This window comes from Kistimonas scapharcae, assembly GCF_039540975.1.
Taxonomy (GTDB): Bacteria; Pseudomonadota; Gammaproteobacteria; order Pseudomonadales; family Endozoicomonadaceae; genus Kistimonas; species Kistimonas scapharcae.
Genome location: NZ_BAABFL010000132.1, coordinates 16185 through 31790 on the forward strand (window position 1 = coordinate 16185; position 15606 = coordinate 31790).

A 15606-nucleotide genomic window follows, 5' to 3' on the forward strand; every position below is an offset into this window, starting at 1 on the left:
GTCTTTATCGTCCTGTATTCGTGGTGTGCCCGTCTGCAACCTGGCTTTCCCCCAGTATAAACCTTGGCGGGGAGTGCCGGACAACAAGGTTGCGCATGGTAGCGACTGGCAGACGATAGCACAAGTCGCCCGGCGCCCTGAAGCCTGGTACGCGCCGGGATACAGTGCCGTGTTCTACACCGGCTGAATCGGGATGCCGGAGGAGGCGCCCGTCAGTCTGCCAGCCAGAAGGCTGGCCATTCTCGCCGCCTGGCCGTAGATCGACAATTGGGGGTTGGCGCCGATGCTGGTAGGGAAGACCGAACCGTCAATGACGGAAAGGTTCTCGAGGTAGTGATGCTCGCCGCGACTGTTGACGACAGTGCGGTAGCGATCCTCGCCCATGGGGCAGCCACCCATGACGTGGGCTGAGCCAATCAGGGTACGGTACTTTTCCATCGGCAGATCGTTGATCAGCGCAGTGACTTTTTCCACAGAATCCACATAGGGCGCATCCTGATGCATGGGGCGAACCTTGCGGGCGCCTGCGGCAAACTGGATCTCCGCCATGGTCTGCAGGGCGCGGCAAACGCCATCCCAAAGGTAATCGGTCATCTGGTAGTCGAGAACCGGAGTGCCGTCGTTGCGCAGCATGACCTGGCCGCCGGGGCTGTCCGGGTGAAAGCCATCCCGCAGTAAGGCCAGGGTGCAGGCGGTATACGGCAGGTCAGCCATGCTGTCGGCCATCTTTTGGCCATGGGCTTTCATCAGTGCAGCGGCTAATCCGGGTTGCAATGGTGTGGCTTCCAGTTTGAAGCCTGCCGGGCCGGAAACGCCATCTTTCCACTGGAAATGGTCGCTGTGGATCGACTGGGGGGCGCCATAGTAGCCTTCGATCTTTTCCGGCATGACGGCCATGACCATGGGGACAGGGTGCAGGAATGTCCGTTTGCCGGTGAGCTGGTATGGATCGGGGGCATTGGAACGTAACAGCAGGCCGGGGCTGCCAATAGCGCCGGCAGATAATACATAGTGTTTTGCCTTGACGGTGAAACGGTGACCGGTGGGATGAACGCTGTGCTGATCCATACCCGCGCAGACCAGCTCACTGACAGCATCGCCGTTAAAGCGAAAATGTTCTGCCCGGGTCAGGTAGAGCAGTTCTGCATTGTTTTGCAGGGCGCCGGGAATGGTGGTGACCAGCATGGATTGCTTCGCGTTGGTCGGACAGCCGGTACCGCAATAGCCCAGATTCCAGCAGCTGGCGACATTACGCGGAATGATTTTCCATTCATAACCGAGCTTGTCACAGCCTCGCTTCAGTACGTCGTTATTGCCATTGGCGGGAATCTGCCAGGTCTGGACATTGAGACGTTTTTCCATCTGGGCGAACCAGGGTGCCATATCGGTTTCGCTGGTGCCTTCGGTGTCAAAGTTATCCGTCCAGTACTGCAGTGTTTGCGGTGGGGTTCGGAAACTGGACGTCCAGTTGATCACCGTTGTGCCGCCGACGCAGCGCCCCTGCATGATGGTGATGGCGCCATCTTTGCTCATGCGGCCCGAGCCTTCCTGATAAAGGTCTGCGTAGGCACGGCTTTCATCCATGTTGAAGTCATTCGAGGATTTCAGCGGACCGGCTTCGATCAACAGGACTTTCAGGCCCGCCTGGCTCAGTATTTCTGCGGTGACGCCACCACCGGCACCGGTGCCGATGATGGCGATATCTGCCTCAAACTGTGCCCCGTCTTCCCTGCGGGACCCGTTGTGAACCTTCCAGCCGCCTTTCACACCTTCGGCAAACAGGTCTTTGATGGCCATGCCATACTCCCCCAAAAACGTCGGCAATCAATCCCCCGCCTTGCTGGGCAGGGTGGTTATTTTTCTGTTGTTAATAGCGGTTGGTGGCTGTCACCAGAATATTGCTGTGCGGCGGACCGGAAAATCCGAGGTGCAGCCAGGCGTCACGGGTCTCATGCCAGGCCATCAGGCTGAGCTGGTTGATCGATGAGTAGGCCATGCGGAACAGGGCCAGACGGCTGTTGCGCCAGCGTTGCAGGAACGTTTCGGCTTCGGCCGGCGTCACCTGTTCCCAGGGCTGCCAGATACCGGTAGTGATCCCCTTGGTCAGTGGTCCTGTGGCGACATCAAAGAGTTTACGTAACTCTTGCTGGACGGCCGGTGACATGCGACTGATATTGTTGTCCAGCTGTTGCAGCCCCCGGATGACCGAAGGCTTGCCTTCATTGCCCTCAGGGATTGAGTCTTTCAGCAGGGCGGGCAGAATCGCGGACAGAAAGGCGACATCCTGAGGCTGCAGCCACAGGTAGCCGGGATGTACTGAAGGCGATTCTTTTTGTGCAATGTTGACGGCAACGCCGGAAGTCACCAGCACCGCGCTGCCCACCAGGCCGGCTTTCAGAAAACGGCGGCGGCTGACCAGCAGGGACTCTGTCTCTGTGACGACATCAGGCCGGGACGGTTTGTTCATATTATTGTTATCTCGGCAAAAAAGAGCGCTCCGGCGTCATACCGGAGCGACGGGGTTATGGGTCAGCGAATAAAGAGTTTCTGAACCAGCTGATGCAGTTTGCCGCCATAAGGGGGGTAGATGAACTTGGCCGCATTGAACTTCTGCTTGAGGAATACCCCCTTGGCCTTGGAGAAGGTCAGGAAACCGTCGTGGCCGTGGTAGTGGCCCATGCCAGAGGGGCCGATCCCGCCGAAAGGAATATCCTCCACGGCCACATGGAACAGGGTATCGTTGATGCAGACACCGCCGGAATGGGTCGTATTCAACACGTGTTCCTGGGTCAGTTTGTCATAACTGAAATAGTACAGCGCCAATGGACGCGGACGATCACGGACGAATTCCAGCGCCTGCTCCAGGCTGTCATAGGGAATGACCGGCATGACCGGGCCGAAGATCTCTTCCTGCATCACGGGCATGTCATCATTGACATCCGTGAGGATGTGCAGGGGCATCCGGCGGCTACCATCAGCAATATTTTCCTCGCCAATCACATGAACGGTCGCGCCCTTGTTGCGGGCATCTGTCACCAGTTGTTGCAGGCGCTGCTTCTGCCGTTCGTTGACGACACTGGTGTAATCCTCATTACCCGCTACCGTTGGATACATGCGGTTGAACACCCTGCGGTAGGTGTCGATAAATTCGTCCTGCTTATCCCGTGGGCACAGAACATAGTCGGTAGCGACACAGGTTTGACCAGCGTTGAATGACTTGCCGAAGCAGATACGTTCCACAGCATCTTCCATGGGAATGTCATCGCCGATAATTGAGGGCGATTTGCCGCCCAGTTCCAGGGTGACCGGGGTCAGGTTCTCCGCAGCGGCACGCATGACAATCTTGCCGACCTGGGTGGAACCGGTGAACAGCAGATGATCAAACGGCAGCTTGGAGAATTCGGCCGCAATTTTCGCATCACCATTGATGACCGCCACATGTTCTGCAGGGAACGTATCCGCCATGATCTTTGCGAAGCATTCTGCGGTATTTGGCGTGAACTCTGACATCTTGATCATGGCGTGGTTGCCTGCCGCCAGCGCACCGACCAGTGGCAGTACGCCCAACTGAACCGGGTAGTTCCACGGTACCATGATGCCTACGACGCCCAATGGCTGGTAAACCACCTTGGCAGCAGCTGGCTGCAGGTGTTGCCCTACCCGGCGACGGCTGGGCTTCATCCACTTCCGGACGCGCTTGATGGTGTGGTTGATATCCTGGGCGATGGGCATGATTTCCGCGAGCAGTGTTTCATCGCGGGAGCGGCCTGAAAAATCCTTGTTGATGGCGGCGATTATCGCTTCTTGGTTATCCAGGATGGCGTGCTTGAGTTTCTTGAGATTCGCAATGCGCTCTTCGACCGTGGGCATGGGGTTGGCGCGGTAGGCTTTTTGCTGGATAGCGAAGACCGACTGCATATGCACCGTTTCTTCCTCGCTGGTTTGCAGGTATTCCGCCGTGGTTGCCATCCTGTGATCCTCGTTGTCGGCCCGCCGTCAGTGCAGGCGTTTATTTTGTTATTGTTGTGTTTTTACGAATGAGTGTTGAGAAAATTAGAGCAATTACTCTAAACTGTCAACAGACCTTACAATTGCTTTGAAATAACGAGGCCGGATGTCAGACCGAGCAGTTAAAACCCGGGAACGGATACTGGAAGCCGCACGAGAGCTGTTCAATGAACAGGGCGAGAAAGCGGTGACTACCAACCATATTGCCGCCCATCTCGGTATCTCACCGGGGAACCTCTATTACCACTTCCGCAACAAGACCGCGATCATCAAGGAGTTGCTGGTTCAGTATTCCAATGCGGTGCAGGCGTTCCTGACGCCGCCGGAGCCCGGCCAGAAGGCCGATGTCGGTGCTAAACGGCACTACCTGGAAGCGGCGTTGCAGGCCATGTGGCATTACCGGTTTTTGCATCGGGATATGCAGCGGCTGGCTGCCGAGGAAGTCCTTCGCAGTGAATATGAAAAATTAGCCGGTTTCGCGGTGCAGCGGATTATCACGATCTACCGCGGTCTGATCGACAGCGGGGTTATGGTGATTAATGAGCGGGAGCTTGAGGCGCTGGCTTACAACCTCTGGTTGGTAATTGTCTCCTGGGTCAGCTTTGTAGGTTCTGGCTTGGCGGCTGGGGCTGGGAAATTTTCCAAAGATACGATTCGGCGAGCCATCTATCAGGCTTTGTTATTGGATAAGCCTTATGTCACTGATGAAGCCCGGAAAGATTTTGAGGCCTTGCTGGAAGAGTTTTATGTACCGATCAATCAATGGTTCATGCCGTAATTACGGCCAAAGAGGGGGCTCGTTAATTTGGCTCTATTGTTTCTATTTCCCTAAAAGTGATGTGAACTCTCGGTTTGGTTGCAACCAATATCCCTCGTTTCAGATCTTCGCCATCAAAGGTTGTCTGGGAAAAGAGTGTGTATTCCACGCCAGAAAGAGCCACCAGTGTGTTATGTGCAAAGCAGTCTGGGCGGGTTGAAGTCATGCGATACCCGATAGAATAATCACCATTGCTGTGGTGGGTGATGGTGCATTGTTTGCGGCAATACTTTTCATCAACCATCGCAGTGATATGTAGGGGTGTGACTTGTTGTAAGCGCGCAGTTTCCAGAGCAGTCATATAAGAAGGAAAGGTTTGGGTAGCCATTTTTGATAATGTTTCTGCGATTGTATCGTCGCCGGTAAAATGCTTCAGGTTTGCTTCAGTCAGAGCATTCTCTTTCGATCTATAGATGACGGAATTCTGTGAGTCGTCGGACAAGTATGTAATCGTCTCGCAGACAATCATCTTCAAACTTTTTCCCAAATGGAGGCAAGCCATTCGCGTGCTTAAGGGTGCCTTCCCAGTCTTCGGACGAGGCTTTATCCAGCCCTAGCAATTCAGGCTTTATTTGGCCGCTGGTGGTACCGTTATGGAATAGTTTTGGCAGGCGTTGAAGTGAAATTTGGGCCAGTTTTTCTTGTAGTGTATCGGCTTCGTTCTTTAGCCAGTGTTTGCGTTTATCAGAGAGTGCGGCCTTATTGACGGAGTCGGTTAGCTGCTGCAGAAACTTATATGCCGCTGAGAGGCCTGCGTCATATCCACCGTCATCTTCCCTTTTCTCATAAAAGTCAGCGAGCATCTTGCATGAACAGACTATAGCGTTAATCGGGTATTTGTCTGAGGCATATCGGGTAGCGTTGCGCGTGAGACTGTCAGCCAGTGACTGCATGTCGTCATGGTACTGTCGACTCCATTCACTTTCACGGCTAGTGTTGGGTTTTAACGGCGGATCAAGCGGTTTGCGAGCATTATTCAAAGCGTTTATCAGTAAGGATTTATGTCGGTTGATCAATCGGTGGCTTAATAAAATTGACAACTGGTAGTTATCAAGGCGGTCTGCAGAGAGGCATTCATTAGCGATATCCTGGCAGGCACTGTAGAGCACTTCCTGTATTTCCCCGCCAGGCAGTTTTTGTGCTAACTGTCTGAGATGTTCACAGAATGTCAGTTCACTGCAGCCTTGCATATTGGTCAGTATCCGATCAATGACCGTTTCACTGTATGTATCGTCACACATATCCCAGTCATCATCTGTGTCATTCCCGTTGTCCGTGGGTGAGCTGGAATCGCCTTCAGGTGGTTCATTGTCGCTCAGGGTGATGTGGCGATCCTGAACCGCAGTGGTGTCACAGTTGTTTTCCGAGGGGCCTATAGGCTGGCGCCGAACATTTCTCAAACTGGCAACCTTTCGGCGCAGCCATTGGCCGAAGGCCAGGAAGGGTTGCCCAACGGTAGTGAGCGTGTCTTTTAGCAGTCGGGAAATCGATTCCATCGACGTGTTATTCCTGATTATCTGTTGTTAATAGTAGGCAACTTTCATCCCAGGGTTTTTGATTGGCGGTATTGCTTTAGCTTGTGTCAGAGAGATTTATTTTGCAGAAATGCCTGTTTTCTCCTAAATGCTTCCTTTTGCGATTCGGGAATAATGACTCTCTAACCGTGTTGTCATTCCGCAGGATGAGCCTGGGTACGATCATGAGGGGGTTATGACGGAGTTTATCTTATGACGCATACCTATGAAGCATTGAAGGACGATGTCAAACTGCACTCCTCCGGGGAGCTGCAGACCCTGCTCTATTGTGGGCTAGACCTGTATCTTCAAATCAAGGAGTCCCACTGGACGCTGGCGGGGCGAGAGTTTCTGTCGGTCCACCGTTTGCTGGATGATATTGCAGAACGTATCGCACAACTGGGTGTTAGACCCCGTGGTACGCTTCAGATGGCGGCAGAGCATTCCAACCTGCAGCCTTACCCCCATGATGTTGATTCCATTGATCGGCATATCGAGGTCATCAGCGAACGGCTGGCCTTTTTTACCAGTGAGTGCGTGCGGGTTATCGGCAGTGTCGATGAGCAGGGCGATGTGATATCCGCCGACCTGCTGACATCACGGGCCCGTGAAATCGATAAGCTGCTCTGGCTGGTGGAATCTCACCTTCCCACAAAAACCTACAAATGACGCATTATCGTTTGATGCGATAGCTGTTCGTTTAGCCATGCAGGAATACGCTCCTCAAGCCAATAGCGTGGCTTCAGGGGCGATCCTGTGACGAAGCCTACATGGCCACCACGAGGGGATAATTCGAGTTGTGTTGATCCCGAGAGCTCCGCTTTGTCGGGAATAGATGATGCGAAAACAAACGGGTCATCCTTTGCGTGAATGATCAGCGTCGGTATCTGGATGGACGGTAGGAACTGGCGGGAACTGCAGCGGTGATAATACGCTTCCCCGCTCTCGAAACCGTGTAGCGGCGCCGTGAATCGGTGATCGAAGGCCTGAAAGGTCTTGATGGATTCGACATCGCCCAGCGCCTCCAGCGTTTCAAACTGCTCATGCCGCTGTTGCTGGTGGAAATGCTGTTTCTTCCGGGTGATGTAACTCATCATGTCGCGCAGCAGCCGGTTACGGTAGGCACGGGAGAATCCCAGGTTGATACGTTCCGAGCTGCGGGACAACTCAAAGGGGACGGAAACTGCGACAGCGCAGGTCAATGGCGTTGCTGCCCGTTGCTCTCCAAGATATTTGAGCAGGACATTCCCGCCCAGCGAAAAACCGGCAGCAGCCAGGGGGCGGCTTGGGTAGCGCGCAGCCAGCTGGGTGGTGACAGCGTCCAGGTCCTCTGAAATACCGGAGTGATAGCCTTTGGTGTGATGGTTTACTTCCCCCCCGCAGCCGCGGAAGTTCATGGCGACACTCTGATAGCCCTGTGCCAGTAGCGCAGCTTGCAAGCCGAGAATATATTTGGAGCGTGAACAGCCTGTCAGGCCATGCAGCAGGATGATCAGCGGTTGTCCCTGGTCATGGCCACACCAGTCCAGGTTGATAAAGTCGCCGTCAGGCAGTGTTAGCTGTTCCCGTGTTCGGGGCGGCATGGGCTGCCGCTTCAGCAGGGGCGACCACAGTGTCTGCAAATGCGGCCCGGGTAGCCACCAGGCAGGCTTGAACGACGCATCAGAGGCAGTGCGGGAGTTTCCCATGCTGGTAGTCCTGACCGTGATGATTCGGAAGATTCTCTGTTTGACGGGCTATGATGCCATAACAATGTGATCAGGCAGAGTATCACTCTGCCTGATAAACCTTATCCAACACGATAGAGGCAGGAAATCACCTGTCCGACACTTTTTTCTTTCCATAATTCCCAGTTGGCGGGTACGGGTAATGGGCTCAGTTCTTTTTCTGCTTCCACATAGACCAGTGCGTCTTGTGCCAGCCAGCCATTGGACTGCAATTGCTTGCACACCGGTTGTAGCAGTTGTTTGCGAAAGGGCGGGTCAAGAAATACCAGGGTAAATGTCTGTGACGCTGGATGGCTGAGCCATTGCAGGGCATCGGTTTGTTCAACCCGGGCGCTCTCGGAGCGAAGGGCTTGCAGGTTGCTTTTCAGGGTCTGCGCAGCTTTGGCTGAATATTCAAGGAATACGGCCTCGCTGGCACCTCGGGATAGCGCTTCCAGACCCAGGGCTCCGGTTCCGGAAAATGCATCCAGGCAGCGGGCATCCGAGACCCAGCCGGTCAGCCAGTTAAACAGTGTTTCCCGCACCCGGTCAGGCGTGGGGCGTAATCCTTCGACATCGGCGACGGGGAGTTTCCGGCTGCGCCAGGTGCCGCCAATAATGCGTAGCTGGCCGCCACCGGCATGGGACTGCTGACGGCCACGTGTATGTTTCATGTTGCGTTCGGGTCAGTTGGCATTGGGCGGCGATTCTAGCATGGCTCAGGATGGGGTATGAAATGCAACACTTAATGTCGACTAATATCGTTTCAAGCCGGTACAAATGGTAGGATTGCAGTTATCTTCCACGTTGTTTTTGCCTGCCGCTGAATCTGCGTCGATTCCGGTCCGCAACAACGTCCACTCAGTTGGATAATTAAGTAACGACGATGTTTGGCAAAAAAGATGAAAAGGGTGCGGAAAAACGCCGTTTCTGGCCTTGGGGCAAGAAAGACGAAACCGTCGCACCGCAACCGGCTGCTGAGAACCAGCTGGAAACTGAAAAGCCTGTAGCGCCACAGTCCGCCATTTCAGAGGAGAATCAACCTCCAGTGGCAGAGTCTGTCGAAAAACGTGAACCGACGGTAGGCCTGAAGCCCGAATCTCCTGCAGAACGGGTAGTCGCCGACAAGACCCCTGATGTTGCAGGTGTGTCGCCAAAGGCCGCGGCACCGGAAGTGCCACAGGTACCTGTATCCGCTGCGCCGAACGTTCCGCAGGCATCTGTTCAGACTGCTGTGCCTGCTGAGCAAGCCGTTATGCCTGAGCCTGTTGCTCAGCCTGCGGCCGAGCCTGAGCAGACTGAAGGTGGTTTCTTCAGCCGGATGAAGAAAGGGTTAACCAAGACCCGGGCTTCCCTGGTGGAAGGCGTTGCCACGCTCTTTATCGGTAAGAAAGAGATCGATGATGAGTTGATGGAAGACCTGGAAACCGAACTGGTCATGGCAGATGTCGGGGTGGAAGCCACCCGTGACATCATGGCCGGCCTGACGGAACGGGTTAAATACAAGGAACTGGATGATGCCGATGCCCTGATGGCAGCACTCAAGGTCGAACTGGCCAAGATTCTGGAACCTGCAGATAAGCCCCTGCTGATTGACCAGAGTCGCCAACCTTATGTCATCCTGGTTGTAGGGGTAAATGGTGTAGGTAAAACCACCACCATCGGTAAACTGGCCAAGCGACTTCAGAAAGAAGGCCGCAAGGTGATGCTGGCAGCGGGTGACACCTTCCGTGCGGCGGCCGTTGAGCAGCTGCAGGTGTGGGGCGAGCGCAACCAGATTCCGGTGATTGCCCAGCATACCGGTGCTGACAGTGCTTCCGTGATTTACGATGCCTTTGAAGCCGCTAAAGCCCGTGGTGCCGATGTCCTGATTGCGGATACCGCCGGACGTCTGCATAACAAGGAACACCTGATGGAAGAGCTGAAAAAGGTCAAGCGGGTGTTAGGCAAACTGGATGAGACGGCGCCGCACGAAGTCTTACTGGTAATGGATGCTGGTACTGGCCAGAATGCACTCAGTCAGGCCAAGCTCTTCAATGATACCGTCCAGGTAACAGGCATGGCGCTCACCAAATTGGATGGTACGGCCAAGGGTGGGGTGGTCTTTGCCCTGGCGCGGCAGATGCAGTTGCCGATCCGTTTCCTGGGCGTGGGTGAGCAGATTGATGACCTGCGGCCTTTCAAGGCGGCGGAGTTTGTGGATGCCTTGTTTGCCGATACCGAGTTTCAGTAACAGGGAGATGGGGGCGTCAATGTGCTTCATTCATGATCACGCAGGAACGCCCGGTCCATGCCGGACCCGACAAACATGATTCATTTTGACACTATCACCAAGCGTTACCCCAATGGCCACGTGGGATTAAACCAGATCAGCTTTCGGCTGGACCGGGGGGAGATGGCTTTTCTCACGGGGCACTCAGGTGCGGGTAAAAGCTCACTGCTGAAACTGATTATCCTGATGGATCGGCCGACGTCGGGGGGTATCCAGGTCGGTGGTTACCAGTTGTCCAAACTGCGGCGGGCACAGATTCCCTCGTTGCGGCGCAATATCGGCGTGGTATTTCAGAACCATCAGCTGCTGTTTGACCGTTCTGTGTTCGATAATGTAGCCATTCCCCTGCAGGTTGCCGGCTTTTCGCCTGAGGAAGGCGCACGCCGTGTCAGGGCTGCGCTGGATATGGTGGGGCTGCTCAACAAGGAAAAGCAGAATCCACTGTCGTTATCGACCGGTGAACAGCAGCGGGTCGGCATTGCCCGGGCCGTGGTCAACCGACCCCCGGTGTTGCTGGCGGATGAACCGACGGGTAACCTCGACCCGGAACTCTCGGAAGAGATTATGCAGCTGTTCCATAACTTTCATCAGGCGGGTGTGACGGTGCTGGTGGCGACCCATGATCTCGATCTGGTACAGCGTATGGGTAAGCGTGTACTGACCCTGGATCAGGGGCAATTGATCCGAGACTGTCAGGTGGTGTCGGCATGATCGGTTCTTTATTCAAACGAAAACCGTCGAACCAGCAGCGCAAGGCATCAGAGAAGCGTGGGCGTGAGCGCGCCAGGAAGCAGGCTGTGACCACCTGGCGTGAAGCGGCTGTTGTATCCGATGGACGGAGCCGTGAGGGTAAGCATCGTCAGAAAGCGCCCGCCCATCAGTCATCCCATCAAGCGCCACCCAAGCCTCTGGTACGGGAGCGGCGAGACGGGGCAGGGTTGCGTCGGTTTTTCATTCTGCAAAAGCGGGTCGCCGGAGAAGCCTTTTCCCGTCTGATGGCGACACCGTTGGCTAGTCTGATGACGATTCTGGTACTGGGGATATCGCTATCGTTGCCCACATTGCTTTATGTCTCGCTGAGCAATATAGAAACGCTGGCTGGCGGCTGGCAAGGGGTTGCACGCTTATCGCTGTTTCTGACGCTCGATGCCAGCGAGCAGCAAAGCCGACAACTGCAGCAGACGTTGTTGAAGGAACCCGGCGTTGAATCGGTTACCTATATTTCAGCACAACAGGGGCTGGCGGAATTCGAGCGGCAGTCTGGACTTGCCGGCCTGGTTCGGCAGTTGGGTAAGAATCCCCTGCCCGCGGTATTGGAAGTGACGCCCGAGCTGTCTTTGGTGCCGACCCAGCTTATCGCGCTTCAGGAGCGTCTGTCCCGATTGCCACAGGTTGATGTGGTTCGTCTGGATCGTGACTGGGTGGAACGTGTCCATGCGATTCTGAATCTAGGACGCCAGGCGACCTGGGGATTGGCGTCTATTCTTGCCGTGGCCTTGTTGCTGGCGGTGGGTAATACCATCCGACTGCTGGTGACGGCGCGTATGGATGAGATCCGGGTGATCCGGCTGGTGGGTGGTACGGACGGTTATATCATGCTGCCATTTGTCTACACCGGATTCTGGTATGGTGTATTGGGTGCAATGATGGCCTGGTTGCTGTCGGGGATCCTGTTTCTGATGGCCTCCGGTGCGGTGGATGATTTACTGCGTCTTTACCAAAGCGATTATCGGCCTGGTTTCCTGGGGCTTGGCGATACTCTCATTCTGGTTATCTCAGGAGCAGCCATTGCAACACTCGGGGCCTTTCTGACCTGTCGTCGGCAGTTGCTGCAGGATGAAACCGGCGCTGAAGGTTGATCTTGAACCGACCTTTTCCTGTTACTTTTGCTGACGGAATTGGTCGGTTGAGTTACCGGTTTTGATCCCTATCTATACGTATCCTGTAGTATACTTTTAATAATAAACAGCAATAATAATTGCGAAAAAATTGAACTATTTTGGGAAATAGTTGTCTGTCTGAAAGAGTGTTACACTCACTGCAATTTTTACTTTCGGAGTTCGTCAATGGGTAACAGTTTACAGCGTGTTGAATTGCTTGTGCCGGGGCGCAACCTTGATGCGTACGTCCAGGCCGTAAGCAGCATCGCTGTGTTGTCCGCTGACCAGGAGCGTGAACTGGCGGAACGCCTGTACTATCAGAATGACCTGGAAGCGGCAAGACAGCTGGTCATGTCACACCTGCGTTTTGTAGTGCACATCGCCAGAAGTTATACCGGTTATGGCCTGTCACAGTCTGACCTGATCCAGGAAGGGAATGTTGGCCTGATGAAGGCGGTCAAACGTTTCAACCCGGAATACGGTGTGCGTCTGGTCTCTTTTGCCGTGCACTGGATCAAAGCTGAAATTCACGAATTCATTCTGCGTAACTGGCGTATCGTCAAGATCGCCACGACCAAGGCGCAGCGCAAGCTGTTTTTTAACCTGCGTTCCAGCAAGAAGCGGCTGGGCTGGTTCTCTTCCGATGAAGCCGAAGCTGTTGCCAAAGACCTCGGTGTCGATCCTAATGTCGTCCGTGAGATGGAAAGCCGTATGGCGGGGCAGGATACCGCGTTTGATGGTTACACCGATGACGACAGTGATACCAGCTACCAGGCGCCGGTGCATTACCTTGAAGACCAGCGTTATGATCCGGCCACCCAGCTGGAAGAAAGCGACTGGGAAAACAATGCCACCCAGCAGCTACAGGAGGCTCTGAACAGCCTCGACGACAGAAGCCGGGATATTTTGCAGAGCCGCTGGTTGGATGAAGATAACAAGGCCACCCTGCATGAACTGGCCGCCAAGTATGGTGTTTCCGCCGAACGTATTCGTCAGTTGGAAAACAATGCGCTGAAAAAACTGAAAGGTTTTATGGCTGCCTGATACTTCCCAGGGATATAAAAAACGCCGCTTTTACGCGGCGTTTTTTGTGGCGGTAAGAAGCGTGAAGTGCCTACAGATTCAGGCTTTTCCGCATGAGAGAGAGTGCGTCATTGCCGCGGGCTGACTGTTGTTCAGGCGTGCTGCGTTCCCCCCAGCCTTCGTAGGTCAGATCTTCCTGAGGCAGTTCATCAATAAACCGGCTGGGGGTGGTGTCGATGGTTTCACCAAACTGTCGGCGTGTGGCAGCCAGCGTCATGGTCAGCGCCTTGCGGGCACGGGTAATGCCGACATAGGTCAGACGACGTTCTTCCTCGACGTTGTCTTCTTCAATGCTGGTACGGTGCGGCAGCAGGTCTTCTTCCATGCCGACCATAAAGACATAAGGGTATTCCAGCCCCTTGGAGGCGTGCAGCGTGAGCAGTTGTACCTTGTCTGAATCGTCTTCTTCTTCCTGTCGTTCCATCATATCCCGAAGCAGAAGACGGGAGATGGCGTCCTCAATAGTGGCGTCTTCATCCGCACGATCCAGAATCTGCTGAATCGATTCCACCAGGAACCAGACATTACCCATTCGCTTTTCCGCGACCACTTCACTGCTGGAATTCTGGTAGAGCCAGTTTTCATAATCGCTATCGGCGATCATCTCCTTGATGGTGGCGATCGGGTCATCCGTGCTGCAGCGGCGGGTGATGTCATCCATCCAGGCGGTGAATCGGCGCAGTTTTTCCACATAGCGGGCGTCCAGCACCTGTTCGAGACCAAACTCGTGGCAGGCCTGGTACAGACTCACATGGCGGTCGCCTGCATAGGTACCCAGCTTTTCCAGTGTGGTTGGACCAATCTCCCGGCGTGGCACATTGATAATGCGCAGAAACGCGTTGTCATCATCCGGATTCACCAGCAGGCGCAGGTAGGCCATGATGTCCTTGACCTCCGCCCGGGAGAAAAACGAGGTGCCGCCGGTGATATGGTAGGGCACCTGGTGCTGCTGCAGTTTCAGTTCCAGCAGGCGGGACTGATGATTGCCCCGGTAGAGAATGGCGTAATCCCGGTAGTGGGTGTCGTGCTTGAGCTTATGGGTCAGGATTTCAGTCGCAACCCGTTCTGATTCAGCATCTTCATTGCGGCAGCGAATAATGCGGATTTCATCGCCCATACCCAGCTCGCTCCAGAGCTTCTTGTCGAAGACGTGCGGATTGTTGTCAATCAGCACGTTGGCGGCTTTCAGAATACGGCTGGTAGAGCGGTAGTTCTGTTCCAGCTTGATCAGCTTCAGGCCGGGAAAGTCTTCGTTCAGCTGGATGAGGTTTTCCGGCCTCGCTCCCCTCCAGGCATAGATGGACTGGTCGTCATCGCCTACCACTGTAAAGCGAGAGTGACCGCCTACCAGCTGCTTAACCAGCAGGTACTGGGTTGAGTTGGTGTCCTGATACTCATCGACCAGCATGTAATGGATTTTTTTCTGCCAGCGCTCAAGCACGTCCGGATTATCACGGAAGAGTTGTACAGGCAGCAGGATCAGGTCATCAAAATCAACGGCGTTATAGGCGCGAAGGGTGCGGTTGTAATGGAGATACACCCGGGCCGCCAGCATCTCCTGATCATTACGCGCCATCTGCAGGGCGGTTTCCGGCGGCAGCATGTCGTTCTTCCAGTTGGAGATGACATGCTGGATGAAATCCAGTGAGTCGTCATTGTCCGCCAGTTCGCGATGCATCAGCTCCTTGATCAACGATTTGGCATCCTGATCATCAAAGATGGAGAAGCCCGGTTTGAAGCCCAGCGCCTTATGCTCTTTACGGATAATGTTCAGACCAAGGTTGTGAAAGGTCGAAACGGTCAGGCCATGGGAGGCGCGCCCTTTCACCAGTTTACCAACCCGCTCCTTCATCTCCCGCGCGGCCTTGTTGGTAAAGGTCACGGCGACGATATTACGCGCCTTGAGGCCACATTCCTGAATCAGGTAGGCGATCTTGGTGGTGATGACGCTGGTCTTGCCACTGCCGGCACCGGCCAGCACCAGTAGGGGGCCGCTGATGTAGTTAACCGCTTCAGCCTGACGATTATTGAGTCTGGACACTGTGGAGAGCGACTCCTTGTCAAAAGGGGTATTGTATCCTGACACGTCGCAGAGTCACTGCGTAGTTTTGCTCTTATATGTCATTTCGGTTAGTTGATAACAGAGTTTGTCTGACAGCATCAAGACGGTTAAAGGTGGTTCGTAATGGTTGTAGCGCAGATAGTCACAACATTGTTGCTCTGTTTTATGTATCCGCAAGTTATCGGTCATGAATCAGATCCGTTGATTACGTATATATAACAGTCAACGATCATGGTTATGCTAGGTATTTTGGATTATGGCTGT

At 54.4% G+C, this 15606-nt stretch carries 15 protein-coding genes; 7 read left to right on the forward strand and 8 right to left on the reverse strand.

Annotated features, from left to right (window positions below; translation table 11 throughout):
- Positions 1-25: 25 nt before the first annotated feature.
- Complete coding sequence (locus ABD892_RS09035; protein WP_345195214.1) at positions 26-187, forward strand: hypothetical protein; 162 nt, start codon at positions 26-28, stop codon at positions 185-187.
- On the opposite strand, the gene ABD892_RS09040 is transcribed toward ABD892_RS09035, so the two are convergent.
- The 3 genes from ABD892_RS09040 to ABD892_RS09050 form a co-directional block, all read right to left on the reverse strand.
- Complete coding sequence (locus ABD892_RS09040) at positions 175-1797, reverse strand: GMC family oxidoreductase (protein WP_345195216.1); 1623 nt, start codon at positions 1795-1797, stop codon at positions 175-177. The genes ABD892_RS09035 and ABD892_RS09040 overlap by 13 nt on opposite strands.
- A 70-nt stretch (positions 1798-1867) precedes the next feature.
- Entirely contained in the window at positions 1868-2467 is a 600-nt protein-coding gene (locus ABD892_RS09045) for a twin-arginine translocation signal domain-containing protein (protein ID WP_345195217.1), read from the reverse strand.
- Between the two features lie 62 nt (positions 2468-2529).
- A complete protein-coding gene (locus ABD892_RS09050; RefSeq protein ID WP_345195218.1) occupies positions 2530-3969 on the reverse strand; it encodes a coniferyl aldehyde dehydrogenase in 1440 nt (479 codons plus the stop codon).
- 145 nt (positions 3970-4114) lie between these two features.
- Here ABD892_RS09050 and ABD892_RS09055 point away from each other — a divergent pair, with 145 nt between their 5' ends.
- Complete coding sequence (locus ABD892_RS09055) at positions 4115-4786, forward strand: TetR/AcrR family transcriptional regulator (protein ID WP_345195220.1); 672 nt, start codon at positions 4115-4117, stop codon at positions 4784-4786.
- A 22-nt stretch (positions 4787-4808) separates the two neighbouring features.
- On the opposite strand, the gene ABD892_RS09060 is transcribed toward ABD892_RS09055, so the two are convergent.
- Positions 4809-5267 carry a hypothetical protein gene (locus ABD892_RS09060; protein WP_345195221.1) on the reverse strand — a complete coding sequence of 153 codons (459 nt, stop codon included), beginning with the start codon at positions 5265-5267 and terminating at the stop codon, positions 4809-4811.
- On the reverse strand, positions 5233-6321 hold the full coding sequence (locus ABD892_RS09065; RefSeq protein ID WP_345195223.1) for a hypothetical protein: 1089 nt from the start codon (positions 6319-6321) through the stop codon (positions 5233-5235). The genes ABD892_RS09060 and ABD892_RS09065 overlap by 35 nt, the downstream gene beginning before the upstream one ends.
- Positions 6322-6552: 231 nt before the next feature.
- On the opposite strand from ABD892_RS09065, the gene ABD892_RS09070 reads away from it, so the two are divergent.
- Complete coding sequence (locus ABD892_RS09070; protein WP_345195224.1) at positions 6553-7008, forward strand: ferritin-like domain-containing protein; 456 nt, start codon at positions 6553-6555, stop codon at positions 7006-7008.
- On the opposite strand, the gene ABD892_RS09075 is transcribed toward ABD892_RS09070, so the two are convergent.
- Together ABD892_RS09075 and rsmD are read right to left on the reverse strand one after the other, a co-directional pair.
- Positions 6999-8027 (reverse strand): hydrolase, encoded by a 1029-nt coding sequence (locus ABD892_RS09075; RefSeq protein ID WP_345195225.1) that lies wholly within the window; start codon positions 8025-8027, stop codon positions 6999-7001. The two genes, ABD892_RS09070 and ABD892_RS09075, sit on opposite strands and share 10 nt — an antisense overlap.
- A 101-nt stretch (positions 8028-8128) precedes the next feature.
- Entirely contained in the window at positions 8129-8719 is a 591-nt protein-coding gene (gene rsmD / locus ABD892_RS09080) for a 16S rRNA (guanine(966)-N(2))-methyltransferase RsmD (RefSeq protein ID WP_345195227.1), read from the reverse strand.
- Positions 8720-8931: 212 nt separating this feature from the next.
- On the opposite strand from rsmD, the gene ftsY reads away from it, so the two are divergent.
- The 4 genes from ftsY (at position 8932) to rpoH (ending at position 13241) form a co-directional block, all read left to right on the forward strand.
- On the forward strand, positions 8932-10278 hold the full coding sequence (gene ftsY, locus ABD892_RS09085; protein WP_345195228.1) for a signal recognition particle-docking protein FtsY: 1347 nt from the start codon (positions 8932-8934) through the stop codon (positions 10276-10278).
- 75 nt (positions 10279-10353) lie between these two features.
- Positions 10354-11028 (forward strand): cell division ATP-binding protein FtsE, encoded by a 675-nt coding sequence (ftsE, locus tag ABD892_RS09090; protein ID WP_345195234.1) that lies wholly within the window; start codon positions 10354-10356, stop codon positions 11026-11028.
- Entirely contained in the window at positions 11025-12176 is a 1152-nt protein-coding gene (gene ftsX, locus ABD892_RS09095) for a permease-like cell division protein FtsX (RefSeq protein ID WP_345195229.1), read from the forward strand. Before ftsE ends, ftsX begins: the two co-directional genes overlap by 4 nt.
- 207 nt (positions 12177-12383) lie before the next feature.
- On the forward strand, positions 12384-13241 hold the full coding sequence (gene rpoH, locus ABD892_RS09100) for an RNA polymerase sigma factor RpoH (RefSeq protein ID WP_345195230.1): 858 nt from the start codon (positions 12384-12386) through the stop codon (positions 13239-13241).
- A 70-nt stretch (positions 13242-13311) separates the two neighbouring features.
- Here rpoH and rep read toward each other — a convergent pair whose 3' ends face one another.
- Positions 13312-15321, reverse strand: a complete 2010-nt coding sequence (gene rep / locus ABD892_RS09105) for a DNA helicase Rep (RefSeq protein ID WP_345195232.1) — start codon at positions 15319-15321, stop codon at positions 13312-13314.
- Positions 15322-15606: the final 285 nt, after the last annotated feature.